16 protein-coding genes are annotated in these 16255 nt (G+C 41.7%); 10 read left to right on the top strand and 6 right to left on the bottom strand.

All coding sequences use genetic code 11. The features are described 5' to 3' along the window. Nucleotides 1–214: 214 nt before the first annotated feature. The gene (locus V7K53_RS02145; protein ID WP_335196024.1) at nt 215–1570 is read right to left on the bottom strand and encodes a GTP-binding protein; all 1356 of its coding nucleotides are present in this window, start codon (nt 1568–1570) and stop codon (nt 215–217) included. Between the two features lie 866 nt (nt 1571–2436). Here V7K53_RS02145 and V7K53_RS02140 point away from each other — a divergent pair. The 7 genes from V7K53_RS02140 to V7K53_RS02110 all read left to right on the top strand — a co-directional run bounded on the left by V7K53_RS02140 (nt 2437) and on the right by V7K53_RS02110 (nt 9567). After that, entirely contained in the window at nt 2437–5073 is a 2637-nt protein-coding gene (locus tag V7K53_RS02140) for an EAL domain-containing protein (protein WP_335196023.1), read from the top strand. 73 nt (nt 5074–5146) lie between these two features. After that, on the top strand, nt 5147–6067 hold the full coding sequence (locus tag V7K53_RS02135; RefSeq protein ID WP_335196022.1) for a histone deacetylase family protein: 921 nt from the start codon (nt 5147–5149) through the stop codon (nt 6065–6067). A 135-nt stretch (nt 6068–6202) separates the two neighbouring features. Continuing rightward, nucleotides 6203–6442, top strand: coding sequence for an ATP-binding protein (locus V7K53_RS02130; RefSeq protein WP_335196021.1), 240 nt, complete (start codon nt 6203–6205; stop codon nt 6440–6442). A gap of 309 nt (nt 6443–6751) precedes the next feature. Then, the gene (locus tag V7K53_RS02125) at nt 6752–6889 is read left to right on the top strand and encodes a hypothetical protein (protein WP_190240853.1); all 138 of its coding nucleotides are present in this window, start codon (nt 6752–6754) and stop codon (nt 6887–6889) included. A 177-nt stretch (nt 6890–7066) separates the two neighbouring features. After that, entirely contained in the window at nt 7067–7513 is a 447-nt protein-coding gene (locus V7K53_RS02120) for a tellurite resistance TerB family protein (RefSeq protein WP_335196020.1), read from the top strand. Nucleotides 7514–7660: 147 nt separating this feature from the next. Beyond that, nucleotides 7661–9016: a UDP-N-acetylmuramoyl-tripeptide--D-alanyl-D-alanine ligase gene (locus tag V7K53_RS02115; RefSeq protein ID WP_335196019.1), complete on the top strand. Its 1356-nt coding sequence runs from the start codon at nt 7661–7663 to the stop codon at nt 9014–9016. After that, complete coding sequence (locus V7K53_RS02110) at nt 9013–9567, top strand: GNAT family N-acetyltransferase (RefSeq protein WP_335196018.1); 555 nt, start codon at nt 9013–9015, stop codon at nt 9565–9567. Before V7K53_RS02115 ends, V7K53_RS02110 begins: the two co-directional genes overlap by 4 nt. Nucleotides 9568–9570: 3 nt before the next feature. Here the strand turns inward: V7K53_RS02110 and V7K53_RS02105 are convergent, their stop codons facing one another. Together V7K53_RS02105 and V7K53_RS02100 are read right to left on the bottom strand one after the other, a co-directional pair. Beyond that, a complete protein-coding gene (locus tag V7K53_RS02105; RefSeq protein WP_292746362.1) occupies nt 9571–9900 on the bottom strand; it encodes a hypothetical protein in 330 nt (109 codons plus the stop codon). Nucleotides 9901–10101: 201 nt separating this feature from the next. Next, nucleotides 10102–10503, bottom strand: a complete 402-nt coding sequence (locus V7K53_RS02100) for a fasciclin domain-containing protein (protein ID WP_335196017.1) — start codon at nt 10501–10503, stop codon at nt 10102–10104. 169 nt (nt 10504–10672) lie between these two features. On the opposite strand from V7K53_RS02100, the gene V7K53_RS02095 reads away from it, so the two are divergent. Further along, nucleotides 10673–11608, top strand: a complete 936-nt coding sequence (locus tag V7K53_RS02095; RefSeq protein WP_335196016.1) for a putative 2-dehydropantoate 2-reductase — start codon at nt 10673–10675, stop codon at nt 11606–11608. Nucleotides 11609–11691: 83 nt separating this feature from the next. Here V7K53_RS02095 and V7K53_RS02090 read toward each other — a convergent pair whose 3' ends face one another. Then, entirely contained in the window at nt 11692–11919 is a 228-nt protein-coding gene (locus V7K53_RS02090) for a hypothetical protein (protein ID WP_335196015.1), read from the bottom strand. Between the two features lie 103 nt (nt 11920–12022). Further along, nucleotides 12023–12295: a hypothetical protein gene (locus V7K53_RS02085; protein ID WP_335196014.1), complete on the bottom strand. Its 273-nt coding sequence runs from the start codon at nt 12293–12295 to the stop codon at nt 12023–12025. A gap of 372 nt (nt 12296–12667) precedes the next feature. On the opposite strand from V7K53_RS02085, the gene V7K53_RS02080 reads away from it, so the two are divergent. After that, nucleotides 12668–15025 (top strand): tetratricopeptide repeat protein, encoded by a 2358-nt coding sequence (locus V7K53_RS02080; protein WP_335196013.1) that lies wholly within the window; start codon nt 12668–12670, stop codon nt 15023–15025. Between the two features lie 25 nt (nt 15026–15050). Here the strand turns inward: V7K53_RS02080 and V7K53_RS02075 are convergent, their stop codons facing one another. Beyond that, on the bottom strand, nt 15051–15671 hold the full coding sequence (locus V7K53_RS02075) for a GAF domain-containing protein (RefSeq protein WP_335196012.1): 621 nt from the start codon (nt 15669–15671) through the stop codon (nt 15051–15053). A 32-nt stretch (nt 15672–15703) separates the two neighbouring features. On the opposite strand from V7K53_RS02075, the gene V7K53_RS02070 reads away from it, so the two are divergent. Further along, nucleotides 15704–16246, top strand: a complete 543-nt coding sequence (locus tag V7K53_RS02070; RefSeq protein ID WP_335196011.1) for a Uma2 family endonuclease — start codon at nt 15704–15706, stop codon at nt 16244–16246. Nucleotides 16247–16255: the final 9 nt, after the last annotated feature.

Below are 16255 nucleotides of genomic sequence, written 5' to 3'. Positions count from 1 at the left end.
CATCTTTTTCGCACAATTGAGTGGGATTACCCTCTTGTCATCTTTTAATTCAAAAAGGTACGGGAATTCTACTAGTTGCGATCGCCAGTAGAGGTGGTCATGTTCTCAATCTTGCATCCCAAATTGAGAATGTCAGTTAATTGTCAGAAGACTTTGATAGAAGTTGATAAACACTTATAAACGGTAACAAAAAGATAGCAGTTTTTAATTATTCTCAATACTTTATGTTTAACTCTTGTCGCAAACGATACAGAATTGTGTTTTGGTCAACTTGAGAGAGAATTTCTTGAATAACACTGCTCGCGCCTAATTGTCCCCAAGTGCAGCCTTGTTCGAGATACACTTGAGCGGCTTTGCCAACAGAGTACGCACCATAACCTGCGATACCAGCTTGAGCGATCGCACTGCCAGCAAAAGCAGTAATATTGCTGGGATTGTCAGCACTAGTGATTGCAGCCGTAGTTTTACCTAAACCCAAAAGAAAACTACTACCTAGTTCTCCAAGTAGCAAGCCACCAGAACTAAATAAAATCGTTTTTAAAATTTTCCCGGCTTCATAGCTAGTCATCGGCAAACCATACAATCTAGCGAGAGCGCGAATTAAAGCTAAATCAGCAACGGTTCCCCCAAGGATATCTAAGAAGGCGATGGGATTGAGCATTACTGCCAAAGCTTTGTATTTGGTAAATTGCCAAATAATTTCTTCAGCTTCCTTTTCGCGTAAATCGATAGTTTTTTGAGCGATCGCGGCTTCTGCATCCCGTGCTTGGATGAGTGCATTTAAAGCCAGAAGCGATCGCCCTTCCCGATTCAGAATATTCAGAATTATCTCTTTGAGTTCGTCTACTTGCGGTGGTGGTGTTTCCCATTCATAAGTGACACGCCCATCAGGCCATTCAACTCGCACTTCCATTGCTGCTGGTTCCGCTGCCACCATCACAATTTCATCAGGTAGTAGAGGTTTCGCTTCTGGATGCCCTGCACCCAGTTGTTGTAAATTTTGGTAAATTGCTCCTTGGTCTGTATCTGGGTAAAGGTCTATTTTGTTAAACACTAAAATCAGGGGTTTTTGCGATCGCCTTAATTGCAGCAGCGCTTGATACTCAGTGCGGGTGATATCACCAGACACGACAAACAAAATCAAATCCGCCTGATGTACTACTTCTCGTGCCATATCCGCCCGTGACTCCCCCTCAATTTCATCTAATCCAGGGGTATCAATTAACTCTACTAGCACCTTTTCACTGGGCTGCCAGCGCACGGAACGGGGCCATTGGGTGACACCATTTAGGGGCCCAGTTTGCAAAATCTTGTCTCCCAACAAGGCATTTAAAACTGCTGACTTTCCCCGACTCACTAAACCAAAGACGGCAATTCTAATGACATTTGAATCTAGCTTGTTGAGTGTGGCATTCAAAGCTTCCAATTCTGGTTTCATCAAACCTACTAATTCTGGGTTAGATGAAAGCTGTCCTGACTTGCGAAGATATCCATACCAAGAAAGCGCTTGTCTGAGACTAGCGCGGGCACGATTTAAGTGAGTTTCTTGCAGATTACGATAAACCGACATAATATCAACGCTTCAGCCTTCACTCTCTCTAAAATGCTTATCGAATGCTCAAAACACTTACTTTGAGCATTCGATTGTGAATAATAGGTATGAATTCGTACTCATTAACCATGCTTAACTAATGCTCACTTTTTCAACCCCATTATCAGGGGAAGGAAAAGTTAAACATACCTCTCTATCTTATATCCCTAAGTTCTTGGACTAATAATCTATATATAGGACATAAAAAGTCTCTAACTTTATGAGGTCAGAGATTAGGTGTTTTATAAATCTTAAGAAATATGTGACTAATGGATAGCTCCAAAGAGAGACTAACGCCAAAATCTACACTTAGATCGGAGGCGGATTGGCTCCGGCTTTGTTCAGTTTTAGTCTGGTTTGAAATCCTCTTATGTAACTCTCTTTTCGACAAGAGGCTGCCCCAACATGACGTTACGCGTAGCTTGCTTCCCTGTAAGGGTACAATTTTGAAATTTTAATTTTGAATTGTTAATCTGGGTATCCTAAGAAAGACAAGGTTAGATGATATAGACGAAGGAACAAAGTTTATAACTTATGTATGAGTAGAGAAAACAACTATAATTTCTACTACAAAAACTGATTGAACAATTAGCCAACTCATTCTATCAAAAGAAGAGTGCTAAGTTCCGTTAGGGCTGAGTGCGGTCAATTATGAAGGTAAAGGCTGGTCTACACCCTCATACTAATTTTGCGATGCCTGCGGTAAATGCTCGCCTACGCAGATGGTGAGAACTTTGATTGAGCAAGTTTTCCCATAAGTGCAGCCTGAAATTCTGGACTTATGGGAGCAGTCTTTTTTAGACTAAGACATAAATATTAATTATATGAGAAATTGAGGAACAGCCATGCGAGGAAATGAGCGGGAAAAAATACGCCATCTGTTGGTCATCCAAGACCTAGAAGGGCGGCGAACTGTCCCTTTACGAGAGACTACTTATTCTCTGGGGCGGCATCCTGCAAACACTATTGTCTTGGCTTCCCGCTCGGTATCAATGCAACATGCAATTTTATTGCGAGTCACTGTTCCAGAAACTGACCAATACGGCTTCCAGATTATTGATGGTAACTATAAGGGGAAAGGAAGCACTAATGGCTTATTTGTAAATGGCACTAAATGCTTTTCTCATAATCTTAGGCATGGAGATATCATTGCTTTTGGCAGTAATAAAGCTCAGGCTAAATATTATGCTATTTCCAACATTTCCGAACAAGCATTTTCTGAATCTTTTGATGTTGAAGACTTATCTGGTTTTTTATCAGAGCAAGCCAGTCCTGCCAACCCTTTTCAAACCTTAGCCATCGATCCCAGCTTTGAAGCAGCTAGTGAGTCTGCTCTAGCTCGCCTAGCATCCTTTCCTGAACTCATCCCCAATTCAATTATTGAGATGGATTTCGAGGGAAGAATTACGTATCTCAATCCAGCCGCAGCTATCAAGTTTCCTAATCTTAGGGAAGTTGGGACAGAACACCCGATCTTAACAGGACTCTTGATTGGAGTTAACAATCTAGAAAACAATTCTTTTGTGCGGGAGGTGGAAGTAGGTACAGAAGTTTTTGAACAATCCGTACTCTATCTTCCTGAAAGTGATTTAATTAGAACTTTTATTATTAGAGATATTACAGAGCAAAAGCAAGCTACAGCTGAATTGCGCCAGCGCGATCGCTTGCTACAAGCAGTTGCAGAAGCTGCCAATTATTTGCTAGGAGAAATGAATTACGAAACTGGTATCGATCTAGCTCTAGCTGTACTGGGTGAAGCTGCCAAGGCAGATCGTGCCTATCTCTTTCAGAACCATCTCCATCCTGTTACAGAGGAAATGGCAGTCAGCCTACGGTTTGAATGGACACAATCTTGTATTAAATCTACCCATCATCATTGGCAGAATCAGCTTTATCAAGCGCCTGAATTAGCTCGTTGGTACACAGTTCTCTCTAGCGGCCAGTCGATTAGCGGTATCACTCAAAAATTTCCTGTCGTCGAACAAGAATTCTTGATTCGAGATGGCATTAAATCCCTTCTCTTGGTACCTCTTCGCTTGGATAATGATTTCTGGGGGTATCTTGGCTTGGCAGACTGCACCTTTGAGCGTCATTGGTCAAAGCATGAAGAATCTACTCTTTTAACCATGGCCGCCAGTATCATTGGTGCGCGGCAGCGTCAGCAAGTAGAAGAAAAGATTCGCTATCAAGCCCTCCATGACTTGCTGACAGGGTTGCCCAATCGTCTACTATTTAATGAACTGCTTAGTAAAACTCTGCCCAACGCTACTCGCAATGGCGAAAGTTTAGCTGTGATCTTCCTCGATTTGGATCGCTTCAAGGTCATTAATGATACTCTGGGGCATACTCTGGGAGACCAATTGTTACAAAGCGTCTCTCAAAGATTAAAAGACTCACTCAGAGGCGGAGACACTGTAGCCCGTTGGGGAGGCGATGAATTTACTATTTTACTCCCACGAGTCAATGATATTGAAGAGGTAACTTTGGTGGCGCAGAGAATCTTACAAGCCTTAGAGGATGCTTTTCATCTCCAAGAGCATGAACTTTATGTAACTGCTAGCCTCGGTATTGCCTTACTTGATAGCAACAGCCCTGACACCGAGACATTAATCCAGCACGCAGATGCCGCTTTGTACTACGCCAAAGACAAAGGGCGGAATAACTACCAATTTTACAGTGTTTCTCTGAGTGCTAAAAATCCTGAACTCTTGACTTTAGAAAAGAGCTTGCGCTATGCCCTAGAACGCAATGAATTTAAGCTTTACTATCAGCCTCGTGTGAACATTGCCACAGGAGAAATTACTAGTATGGAGGCTCTGTTGCGTTGGCAGCACCCAGAGATGGGATTAGTTGCCCCCAGTGTATTCATTCCCTTGGTCGAAGAAAGTGGATTAATTGTCCCCATCGGCGAATGGACTCTACAGACGGCTTGTAGTCAAAATAAAGCATGGCAAGATGCTGGATTGCCACCGATTAAAATCGCTGTCAATCTTTCTCTGAAGCAGTTCCGCCAACCCAAATTGGTAGAAACTATAGCTAAGGTTTTAGAACAAACGGGTCTGGAGCCGCGCTTTTTAGAATTAGAAATTATGGAAACCACAGCGATTGAGGACTTGGGTTTTACCAGAAGGGTCTTAGAGGAGCTACAGCAGATGGGTATTTACATCTCCATCGATGACTTTGGTACAGGTCATTCCTCGCTCTCGCGCCTACAACTTTTGCCACTCCACAATCTGAAAATAGATAAATCTTTCATTCAATATTTGACGCAGGATGCCAAAGTAGCTCATATTATCCAGGCCATAGTTACCTTGGGACACAGTTTGGGATTGAAGTTAACAGCCGAAGGGGTAGAGAAGGAAGAGGAATTGGAGTTCTTGAAATCTATCAACTGCGAGGAGGTACAGGGCTTTTTATTCTACCGCCCACTTACTGGACAGAAAGCAACAGAAGTCCTCGAAAGTAAACGACCAACGATCTAGTACAAGGGAAAACTCTTTGTACCAGTGAGGATACAATAAAATTCATTGTCTTGCTGCCGACCTTTTTCGTCTTATGCTACCAGTCATTTATTCCGACGAATTTTTAGATCACAAGACTGGAAAATACCATCCCGAAAAACCAGAACGTTTAAGTGCGATCGCAAATGCCCTAAAAGCAGCTACATTTGCAGATCAAATCACCTGGCACTTGCCTACACCAGCATCAGAACAGCCATCGCTGATGTCCTCGTTGGTTAGAGCGCATAGTCCAGCCTACATCAAAAAACTGTGGCAAATCGCTTCTAGTGGCGGCGGCCCTTTGGATGGAGATACGCCAGTTTCCCCACGCAGTTATGATGTGGCATTGTTGGCAGTCAGTGCATGGTTGGATGGAGTTGAGGTTGTGTTAGGGTCGGCTAATCCTGCTTTTGTACTAGCGCGTCCCCCAGGACACCATGCTGAAAGTGATGCAGGGATGGGCTTTTGCCTATTTTCTAATGCCGCGATCGCCGCTTTATTTGCTTTAGAACAACCTGGAATTAACCGCGTCGCCATCCTTGATTGGGATGTACATCATGGTAATGGTACTCAGGCGATCGTTGAAACTGAAGCACGCATCGCCTATTGTTCTCTACATCAGTACCCATGCTATCCCGGTACGGGAAGATCGACAGAACGAGGTTTTCACAATAACGTATTAAATTTACCAGTACCCCCTGGTAGTGATATTGCAATATATCAGCCACTATTTGAAAAACAGGTAGTACCGTTTTTAGCCAACTTCCAGCCAGATTTACTAATTGTGAGTGCTGGTTACGATGCCAATGCAGAAGATCCTTTGGCAAGTATTAATTTACAGCCAGAAGACTATGCTTTATTTACTGATTATTGTTTGGGGCTAACTCGTAAAATTCTGTTTGGCTTAGAAGGTGGTTACGACTTTGATACTCTTTCTCAATCAGTTGTAGCAACGATTGAATGCTGTTTACTTTAAGCCTGTCTTGTTTATCCCAATTTCACGAAATACTGATATATACCGACGATCGCAGTTACCGAGGATAATAACCTAAATTCTTTGCAAAAATTTGGGAACACTGAATACTGACGCGGTTATAGCTGACATACAGTTATGAAAATTTCTCACAAACTGGTTGCAAGCTTTGTTGGTGTTTCCTTATTAAGGATTGTAGTTGGTGCGGTTGCGATCGCCAACGATGGTTGTGCGATACCTGAAACAGTGCGATCGCGCATTTTTGATCCTTTTTTCACCACGACACCTATCGGCAAAGGTACTGGTATGGGCTTATCCATCAGCTACAAAATAGTCATAGAAAAAAATCGTGGCAAGATATGGTGTGATTCCACCTAGTGCGTGTCATTAGTTGAAGCAGATCGCGGTGGGAGCAAGGGAAATTGCAGCGAGAAAGTTGTTTGCCCAATCCCACTTACCCTGAGCGAACGCGAGTGCATCTCGTACAGAAGAAGAAGGGATGCCCCATTCCCCATTCCCTTTTTTATAAACTTCATAGAATCTTCAGAAAGAAAAATTTTCAGCGGGGTTCTGAAAGAGCTAAAGTTTTGTTAAGATGCAATTGCTAGCAGTTTCTCAGCGAAATTCACCTATCGGGGTGTGGAGAAATAAAAAGCACAAGCAGCACAAATTCCAAAAGGTGAAGCAATGACCACCTATATTTTTTTCGATGAAGCCCTACGAATGCTGACCAACGCCTATTTGATCTCAGTAGTACTGTTAATGGCAGCTTCTGGTATAGGTCTGGCGGTAATTGAGACAATAGAAAAGACAGGAGAACGCTAAGTTTACGAATGGCAATGTAGTTCCTGCCAAAAACCTTTGGATACAAGTGTTCGCCGTGAATAAATCCTGGGAACACTAAAAGATGAAAGTCTTATAGCGTTATAGTCCTACCTGTAAATCTACCAAACATACAGGTAACGTTAACGCTATTGGGACTCTAACCAAGGAGCTACTACAATGGGTCTATTCGACGCTGTGTTGGGTACAGATAGCCAAACCCAAGCAGCACTCAATCCAGCGGAAGCTTTTGCTGTCATTATATTGACGGCAACTGCTTCAGACGGTTATCTTTCTGTTGAGCAAGCAAATTCTATCATTTCTGTGCTGTCTCGGATGAAACTTTTTAAAAGTTATCCCAATGAAATGATGAAAAGACTGTTTGACAGAATTTTGGGCATTCTCCAAGGTGATGGCTTTAATGCTTTGTTTAATGCAGCCAAAGATTCTCTATCTCAAGAGTTGCGGGAAACAGCCTTTGCAGTAGCTACCGATTTAGTCCTAGCTGAAGGTATTATACCTGAAGAAGAAAAAAACTTCTTAAATGATTTATATCAAGCTTTAGGGGTTTCGAGTGAGATAGCAATACAAATTGTGGAAGTAATCTTGATTAAAAATCGTGCATAGGGCGATCGAACATAACTTGTTATGCCCATTGTCCTTACTTGATTAAACTGTATAAGTAGCTTATAAATAAAGCGTGGCACGGAGGTTAAGCTTCTTTGCCACTATTTTTTGCTTTTATGATTTTGAACTTTAAATTATCAATTGCTTATGCGTTGTTCTGCCACCCTAACCCAACTGGTTGAAGTTATTTTGGCCCATTCTGTAAACTTATCTGAAACTGCTTTAACACAAGTAACTAGCGGTATCCAAACAGATAGCCGTACCTTGCAGCCGGGTGAAGTATTTGTCGCTTTCCGAGGCGATAAATTTGATGGACATGAATTTGTGCCAACTGCGATCGCAAAGGGGGCAATAGCTGCAATCGTAGATTTTGAATACGAAAATCCGGGATTTCCTGTATTGCAGGTAAAAGACACTCTCAAGGCATATCAACAAATTGGCAGATGGTGGCGCGATCGCTTTAATATTCCTGTAATTGGTGTCACAGGTTCGGTGGGTAAAACTACAACCAAAGAATTGATCGCCGCAGTTGTAGGAACAAAGGGACGAGTTCACAAAACTTATGGAAATTACAACAACGAAATCGGTGTTCCGAAAACTCTGCTAGAACTTGGTGCAGAACATGACTACGCCGTGATTGAAATGGCGATGCGCGGTAGGGGACAAATTGCCGAACTGACGCAAATAGCGCGGCCAACAATTGGAGTGATTACCAATGTGGGAACGGCACATATTGAGTTACTGGGTTCCGAAGAAGCGATCGCTGAGGCAAAATGTGAGTTGTTAGCCGAAATGCCTGCTGATAGTGTGGCAATTCTCAACCACGACAATCCCCTCTTAATGGCCACAGCAGCGAAAGTTTGGCAGGGAGAAGTTTTGACTTACGGCTTTTCTGGTGGAGATATTCAAGGGCAGTTAATTGATAACGACCAGGTGGAAGTCGCAGGAATCCAACTACCTCTACCTTTACCTGGTCGTCATAATGCGACTAATTTCTTGGCGGCTTTAGCGGTGGCAAAGGTTTTAGGGATCGATTGGGCAACCCTCAAATCAGGTGTAATGGTGGATATGCCCACAGGGCGATCGCAGCGATTTACCTTACCCAACGATGTGGTAATCTTAGATGAAACTTATAATGCTGCACCAGAAGCAATGATTGCAGCGTTGCAATTATTGGCAGATACACCCGGAAAGCGGAAGATTGCCGTATTGGGTGCAATGAAAGAATTGGGAGAGCGATCGCAGCAGTTGCACCAACGGGTAGGAGAAACAGTACGAAAGTTGAATTTAGACGGCTTGTTGGTTTTGGTAGATGGAGAAGATGCCGAAGCGATCGCTCTTAGTGCTGAGGGTATTGCATCGGAGTGCTTTGCAACTCATGCCGAGTTGGTGGCTAGGTTGAAGACATTTGTGCAAGCAGGCGATCGTTTATTGTTCAAAGCTGCCCATTCTGTGGGACTAGATCGGGTAGTCAATCAATTACGTGCAGAATTTCCCAAATGATACCACTAGAAACTCAACGTCTCGTACTACGAGACTTTGTAGAATCAGATTGGCCAGGGGTTCATCAATACGCTGCTGATGCTGAAGTTGTGCGTCACTTGACTTTTGGCCCGAATAGCGAAAAAGATACCAAAAACTTTTTGCAAAGAGAGATTTCATTGCAAGGCGAAGAACCCCGTCAGCATTTTGCCTTAGCGGTGACTTTGAAACCCCAAAAGCAATTAATTGGTATCTGTCGCATATCTGTTCAGGATGCTGACAACAAAACAGGCTCTATTGGATACTGTTTTACTAAGGAATTTTGGGGACAAGGATATGCAACTGAAGCTGTAAAAGCACTTGTATCCTTTGGTTTTCAGGAGTTAGGCTTACATCGCATCTTTGCCACTTGTCACCCAGAAAACATTACCTCAGCAAGAGTTATGCAAAAAATCGGAATGCAGCAGGAAGGGTATTTGCGAGAACACCATTGCATTAAGGGAGAATGGCGAGACTCTTGGCTATATGCCATCCTTGAGCATGAATGGAGAGGTCTAAAATATCATCTATAGACTTCAGTTGGAAAGACTAGGACTGTTACTGTAGCGTCTTTGAAAAAGAATTGCTGCCAAATTAGTCACTAAACAGGTGATTGCTAGCCACAGCAAGATATAAGTAGGAGCCATTACCACGCCAATCTGGAACCAAGTATATACATGCAGTATCATTACAGAAGCGAAAAAACTGGCAATTCCAGCAGATTGCCACACTTGATGCGATGGGCGGCGTAACGCCACCAGGCTCATCGTTAAAATTGTGACAAGCAAGTTCGCTGGTACGAGAAATGCACAAATACTTATGCAGTTGCCACGAGAGAACTCAGCTAAGGTGTTAAAGTCGAGCATTAATTTTGTTGGGATAGATGTTGGCTTTTTAAGAATTTAATTTATTTTAAAACAACGAAACTTACATTAACATAACAGTGAGTACTCACATTGCAAACATAACATAAACTAAACTTTTGAGTTGCGTTTTGATACTACCAATAGTTAGTTAATTATAAAGATTTTGGATAAGTAGGGTGGAAAATACCCACCCTAGCCGAATTAACCTGGTAAAATCACCGTATCGATAACGTGTACCACACCATTATCAGCTTCGATATCTGCTGCTAAGACTGTGGCATTTTTAACTTCAAAACCATCGGAAGAATGAATTTTAATGGGTGAACCTTCCACAGAATTAACCGTACCGAGTTGTGCTAAATCAGCCTGTAGCAGCTTTCCTGGAACGACATGATACTTTAAAATACGCGTTAGCTGGGGAATGTTTTGTAACAGAGTTTGGATAGTTCCCGCTGGTAACTTGGCAAAAGCATCGTCATTTGGTGCAAAGACAGTGAACGGCCCAGGACTTTTTAATGTTTCTACTAAACCAGCAGCTTGTACAGCCGCCACCAGTGTTTTAAACGACTCAGACGTAACTGCAATCTCAACAATATTAGCCATATATCTTACCTAAATCTCTGCAAAAGATTTTAAAGGATAATAAACCTATTTTAAGTTTTATTAAACAAAATAAATTTAAAATCAGTTGTTGAATAAACTACACCTAGACGCGTACTCCCGTCATACATCGCCTTATGATATTTCTAGGAAAATTCCGTTATATAAAGAAATGTCCGATTGCACGTATGCCATTCTGGGAACTGGAGCATTAGGTGGATTCTATGGCGCCAGACTGCAAAAAGCTGGGTTGGATGTCCACTTTTTGCTCAAGAGTGATTACGAACAGGTAAAGAAATATGGTTTAGTGGTAGAGTCCAAAAACGGTGACTTTACCCTTCCTGAAGTCCACGCCTACAACGACGTAGAAAAGATGCCACAATGCGACGTGGTAGTGGTGGCACTAAAGACAACGCAAAACCATTTACTACCAAAGATGTTGCCACCTGTAGTTAAAGATAATGGGGTGGTGTTGGTATTACAGAATGGACTTGGTGTAGAAGAGGAAGTTGCTGAAATTGTTGGTAATGTAACGGTTCTCGGTGGATTGTGCTTTTTGTGTTCTAACAAAGTGGGGCCAGGGCACATACACCATCTAGACTATGGGCAAATTAACTTCAGTGAATATACCCATAACTATCAGCCTAGTGGGATAACTGAGAGGATGCAGCAAATTGCTGATGACTTTGAAAGCGCTGGTATCTCAATTGAATTAGCTGAAGATTTATTACTAGCACGTTGGAAAAAGTTGGTGTGGAATATCCCGTACAATGGACTTTCTGTGATTCTTAACGCTAGAACTGATGAATTAATGGCCTATGAGTACACCCGCAAGTTAGTTGAACAGTTGATGTATGAAGTAGCGGCGGGGGCAAAAAGCTATGGGCGGATTATTAGCGATCGCTTCATTCAAACAATGCTCGATTACACTGTCAAAATGACACCTTACCGCCCCAGCATGAAAATTGACTACGACGAACATCGTCCCTTAGAGGTAGAAGCAATTTTCGGCAACCCATTACGAAAAGCCCAAGCAGTAGGTGTGGATTTAGTGCAGATTAGCTGTTTATACCACCAGTTGAAGTTTTTAGATGCCAGGGAAAAGTGATGGAGATTAGGGAGATGAGGGAGACAAGAGAGGCAATTTTTAACTTCTAACTCCTAACTCCTAACTTGTGACTCCCCCAATTTTTAACGCAGGGATTCAAAAATGACTGCTATTGTCATTAAACACAACAGGATAATTCCCAGTGGAAGCAAAAACTGTTGTAAAAGGTACAGCAGTATGGGTATGATTTGTAAGATACCCAAACCAGTTGATAAAACATAAGCGATCGCAATGCCGAATAGCACCAACAAAAAATATTTTAAGGATTTCGAGGCAAAGCGAAATAAAAGCGTATCCTGATTTGCGTCCATAGTTTTAGTCACGAAAGTAGCTGATTTTTGAGCAATGAATATTCTTTTCGATTCCCCTACTCCTCCTTAAAAAATCGGCTGTGGGGAATCAACAGTATTAGTTTTATGATTGGATAATTGCCTTGTTAGTTGAATTGTTCAAAGACTGTTGCTGCTTTTGTGGATTGTTTTGCTTTTCATAATTAACTAATAGTTGCAATGAAATAAACAAGCCCAACAACAGGAGCAAAAAGGAGCCGAAACCAGAGGAATACTTATTTATTTCTCGCTCAACACCACATTTGAGGCAGACATATCTATTGGGATTACGCGTATCTTGGGCAAAAGGGCACTGATTTTGATTGCAATCATGATGACAATTTTTGTCTAACATCATTGAACCTCCTGTAAAGTAAAGACTTACATACTTGGTTGTAAATACGCTCTACAGAATCTAGTTAGTTAATACCCACTGCCTGTTTAGTAGACACCACTTTCATGAGTAATTAATATGGCACTGTAACAGCTGTGATTTACTAAGCTTGCAGTAGTAGCGCTCTCTAAATCTCTCCTCAACCACCTTTTATTATTGGCGCTTAACTTAACTTTGCCTGTATTACTTACAAGAGTAAGACAACCCCAAACGCTTTGCAGTCGGATAAAGTAAATTCCCTACCGAGTAGGAAAAAGTATTTTGTAGTATGCCGAGTAGGAAGAAGTAGTAAAAATATCGTTATAATAAATTACAAATGATACATCAAGTTAGCAAATGGGTGTAGAAGAGGCCTTAGAGTTTGTAGATAACTTGGTTTTTCTCAAGACGGGAGAACACTTAGATAAAACTCAAAGGATTATCTTGCGTCATTTGTGGGAGGATGAAAGGCGGACTTACCAGGATATTGCCAACAGCCTTCGTTATACAGAAGCGCATTTAAAATCAGTTGGCGCAGAACTTTGGCATTTACTATCAAAAGTGCTGGGAGTGAAAGTCTCCAAATCTACCTTCCAAGGGGTGGTTCAGGGATTTAGAACAACTCAACAATCGCTAAAAATCAGCCATATTCCCAATTTAGAGGGCAATGGCACTAAACCCCAAGATTTAGATTCTAACTTTGTAGGGCGCGATCGCCAAATAGCCGAACTCCACACCCTCGTTAGTCGGGGAGCAAAAGTTATCCTCATCCAGGGTGAAGGTGGTGTTGGTAAAACAACCTTAGCACGCAAATATTTTAAAACTCAAAAGTTTAATTTTGTCCTGGAACTGTGGATGGCCACAGAAATCCAAAACCTCACGCCAGTGGAAAGTGTGGTTGAGGAATGGCTACGGCGATACTTTAACGAAGAACCAGGATGTGACTTTGGTATCAGCTTAGAACGACTACGGCGCAAACTGCGAGAGCAAACTTCTAAAATTGGGGTGTTTATTGATAATCTAGAAACTGCTCTCGATAAAAATGGCAAGTTCCTAAAAGATCGTCGCTCTTATGTTGAGCTATTGAGAGTATTAGCAGATATAGATGTACATACAGTTACTTTAGTAACAAGTCGTGAGCGTTTACGAGAGTCTAGTGTAGAGGTTCATCTCTATCCACTCGAAGGTTTAGATAATGAAGCATGGCGACAGTTTTTTAGCCGTCGCCACATCAATTGTGATTCTACTATTCTCAGTGAAATGTGCAGTGCTTATGGAGGTAATGCCAAAGCCATGCAAATTCTCCGAGGAGCAATATTGACAGATTTTTCTGGTGACATACACGCCTATTGGCAAGAAAACTGTACATATTTATTAATAGAAAGAGAGTTAAAAGATTTAGTCGCTAGTCAATTTACCCGTCTCCAAGAAAATGACTTAGAAGCCTATCGCCTCTTGTGTCGCTTAGGATGCTATCGTTATCAAGATATTACTTCAGTACCTATTGAAGGAGTTTTATGTTTACTTTGGGATGTACCAGAACCAAAACGTAGAAGTGTAATTAAAGCTCTGCAAGATTTGTCTCTAATAGAAGCAAAAAAAGGACAATATTGGCTGCACCCGGTAATTCGTGACGAAGCGATTAGTAGATTAAGGTTAGTCAGTGAAGAATGGGAATTAGTCAACCGAAAAGCCGCAGAATTTTGGACGCAAAAGGTTGAAGTAGTTAAAAATATTACAGATGCTTTGACCGCTTTAGAAGCTTACTATCACTATGTAGAAATTAGTGATTTTGAGCAAGCCGGTGATGTAATTTTACAAGGAAGAGGTAACAAGTGGGGTACAGGACTACCTTTGGGTTCTTGCTTTTACCAACTGGGGCTGCTCCAGAAAAATTTTTCTGTAATTAAAAGGATAATAGATGATGTAAAATGCCAAAAAAGACTAATTAAACTTTATATTATCCTTGGCTATACATATCGAATTATCGGTTGCGTTCGAGAAGCTATAGAGTGCTATGAGAAATCAGGCGAAATATTAGAAGAGTTAGATGAAAAGCTAACGAAAATCTCTATTTTGTTCAATACAGGACTTTGCAAGCTGGAATTATGGGAAATAGAGGCTGCCGAAGATTGTTTTAATGCTGTTTGTAGCCTTGCTGAACAAAATAGCAATCTTGATGATTACATGGCATACTCTCAATGCTGTTTGGCTTTGATAAAATCATCCTCTGGTAGTAAAGAAGATGCTTTTCATCTTGCTGAACAAGCATTTTCGGCTATGTCATCATCAACTAGAGTAACTTTATGGGGAATCGGGCATAGTTTAGTAAGTCTCTGCTTAACTTATAAGAATTTAGGTAATCTAAAAAAATCCTGTGAGTTGTGCCAACGAGCTATATTTCATGCTGAAGAAAACAATTTTACCCAAATCAAAGCTAAAGCTATAAGTTCTCTAGCTGAACTTTTTCGAGAACAAGGAGAATTTACTAGAGCAATTTTTCATCATTCAGAAGCAATAGAAATTCTTGATAAAATCGGTGCAAAATCGGATTTAGCGGAGGCTTATTATCAGTTGGCATTGACTCATAAAAAAATGGGTGAAATTGCTAAAAGTAGGGAAAGTTTTGTCCAAGCGATCGCACTTTTTAACGAAATGCAAGCACCCAGGCAAGTTGAAAAAGTACAAACAGCAATGGAGTATTTTGAAAAATAAGCAATACAAGCAATACTATTTGATTTTAACTGACGATTTTCCGGCTAATGGCCTCTCCAATCTCCATCAATGTCTCTTCCTCTTCGGCAGTAAATTCGTAAGGAATTGGCTTGGCAATGCCCAAAGTACCATGCAATTGGCCATTCAGCATCAGCGGCACTGCGATGGAACCTTCTACCTTAGTTTCTTTTGCTGAGGGTCTAGCCACCCCCGATTCGTCGGTTTGCAGGTTGCAAATCTGTACGGGTCGCTTGCGTTCGGCGGCGACACCAGCCATTCCTTTACCAATGGAAATTATCGTTATTTTAGGCAAAAGCAATTCTGGAATGCCCTGGTAAGCCTTTACGTGCAATAACTGGCTGTCTCGATCTAGGTCTAAGGTATGGATGCTACCTGTAGAGCAGTCGAAAGCGTTCAGGATTTCGATCAGCAGTCGGTTCCAGTCGATAGCAGACCCTTCTTCAGCCAGGGTATCAAAAATGGGTTTGGTATCTGAAGTCATAGTCGTAGGAAATAAAGTTTGATCGTAAACGCGGAAAATAATTAGGAAAATTAATTTAGCAAAACCAATTTCCCTTTTCACATTCCGTGAAAAATCAGGGGAATTTATGGGGCGATCGCACCTAGAGAGGTCTGTTGTCTCCATAATTAATATAGAGACGTGTAACTAGAGGTTTTATGTCCCTAACACTTGAAGACTTGGAACAAATGCAGCAACAGCATCCTGACTTTCGTATGGAACTAGTCAAGGGTAATATTATTGTTATGAGTCCATCAGGATACGAATCAGATGAAGTCGCAGCTGAAATGGTAGCCCAGTTACGTAACTGGGTTAGACCGCGCAAACTTGGACGAACAGCAGCTTCTAGTGCCGGTTTCAGGTTGCCCAATTCCGATTTGCGCGCACCAGATGCCTCATTTGTTTTAGCCGAACGTTTGCGTCGTAGTCCGAAATCTTTTGCTCAATTGGCTCCCGATTTGACTGTAGAGGTGAAGTCCCCTAGCGATAATTTAGAGGATCTGAGAGCCAAAATTCAAGAATTTCTGAGTTTAGGAACTAAGGTAGGAATTTTGCTCAATCCAGATGAGCGGATTGTTGAAGTTTACAACTTTGGACAAGAGGCAATAATACTTCGTGATGGCGATATTTTAACAGTTCCCGAACTGCTCCCAGGATGGGAAGTACCAATTGCAGATTTGTGGCCTCTAGAGTTTGACTAGGATAGTGGT

The organism is Nostoc sp. (assembly GCF_036917355.1).
GTDB lineage: Bacteria > Cyanobacteriota > Cyanobacteriia > Cyanobacteriales > Nostocaceae > Nostoc.
This window is presented reverse-complemented; position numbering and strand designations above follow the sequence as displayed.

What these genes read in the sequence shown, in the direction of transcription:
- V7K53_RS02120 (WP_335196020.1), top strand. Translation starts at nt 7,067, where the DNA reads ATGGGTCTATTCGACGCTGTGTTGGGTACAGATAGCCAAACCCAAGCA.
- V7K53_RS02100 (WP_335196017.1), bottom strand. Translation starts at nt 10,503, where the DNA reads ATGGCTAATATTGTTGAGATTGCAGTTACGTCTGAGTCGTTTAAAACA.
- V7K53_RS02085 (WP_335196014.1), bottom strand. Translation starts at nt 12,295, where the DNA reads ATGATGTTAGACAAAAATTGTCATCATGATTGCAATCAAAATCAGTGC.
- V7K53_RS02105 (WP_292746362.1), bottom strand. Translation starts at nt 9,900, where the DNA reads ATGCTCGACTTTAACACCTTAGCTGAGTTCTCTCGTGGCAACTGCATA.
- V7K53_RS02125 (WP_190240853.1), top strand. Translation starts at nt 6,752, where the DNA reads ATGACCACCTATATTTTTTTCGATGAAGCCCTACGAATGCTGACCAAC.
- V7K53_RS02110 (WP_335196018.1), top strand. Translation starts at nt 9,013, where the DNA reads ATGATACCACTAGAAACTCAACGTCTCGTACTACGAGACTTTGTAGAA.
- V7K53_RS02070 (WP_335196011.1), top strand. Translation starts at nt 15,704, where the DNA reads ATGTCCCTAACACTTGAAGACTTGGAACAAATGCAGCAACAGCATCCT.
- V7K53_RS02080 (WP_335196013.1), top strand. Translation starts at nt 12,668, where the DNA reads ATGGGTGTAGAAGAGGCCTTAGAGTTTGTAGATAACTTGGTTTTTCTC.
- V7K53_RS02090 (WP_335196015.1), bottom strand. Translation starts at nt 11,919, where the DNA reads ATGGACGCAAATCAGGATACGCTTTTATTTCGCTTTGCCTCGAAATCC.
- V7K53_RS02130 (WP_335196021.1), top strand. Translation starts at nt 6,203, where the DNA reads ATGAAAATTTCTCACAAACTGGTTGCAAGCTTTGTTGGTGTTTCCTTA.
- V7K53_RS02115 (WP_335196019.1), top strand. Translation starts at nt 7,661, where the DNA reads ATGCGTTGTTCTGCCACCCTAACCCAACTGGTTGAAGTTATTTTGGCC.
- V7K53_RS02140 (WP_335196023.1), top strand. Translation starts at nt 2,437, where the DNA reads ATGCGAGGAAATGAGCGGGAAAAAATACGCCATCTGTTGGTCATCCAA.
- V7K53_RS02095 (WP_335196016.1), top strand. Translation starts at nt 10,673, where the DNA reads ATGTCCGATTGCACGTATGCCATTCTGGGAACTGGAGCATTAGGTGGA.
- V7K53_RS02135 (WP_335196022.1), top strand. Translation starts at nt 5,147, where the DNA reads ATGCTACCAGTCATTTATTCCGACGAATTTTTAGATCACAAGACTGGA.
- V7K53_RS02075 (WP_335196012.1), bottom strand. Translation starts at nt 15,671, where the DNA reads ATGGAGACAACAGACCTCTCTAGGTGCGATCGCCCCATAAATTCCCCT.
- V7K53_RS02145 (WP_335196024.1), bottom strand. Translation starts at nt 1,570, where the DNA reads ATGTCGGTTTATCGTAATCTGCAAGAAACTCACTTAAATCGTGCCCGC.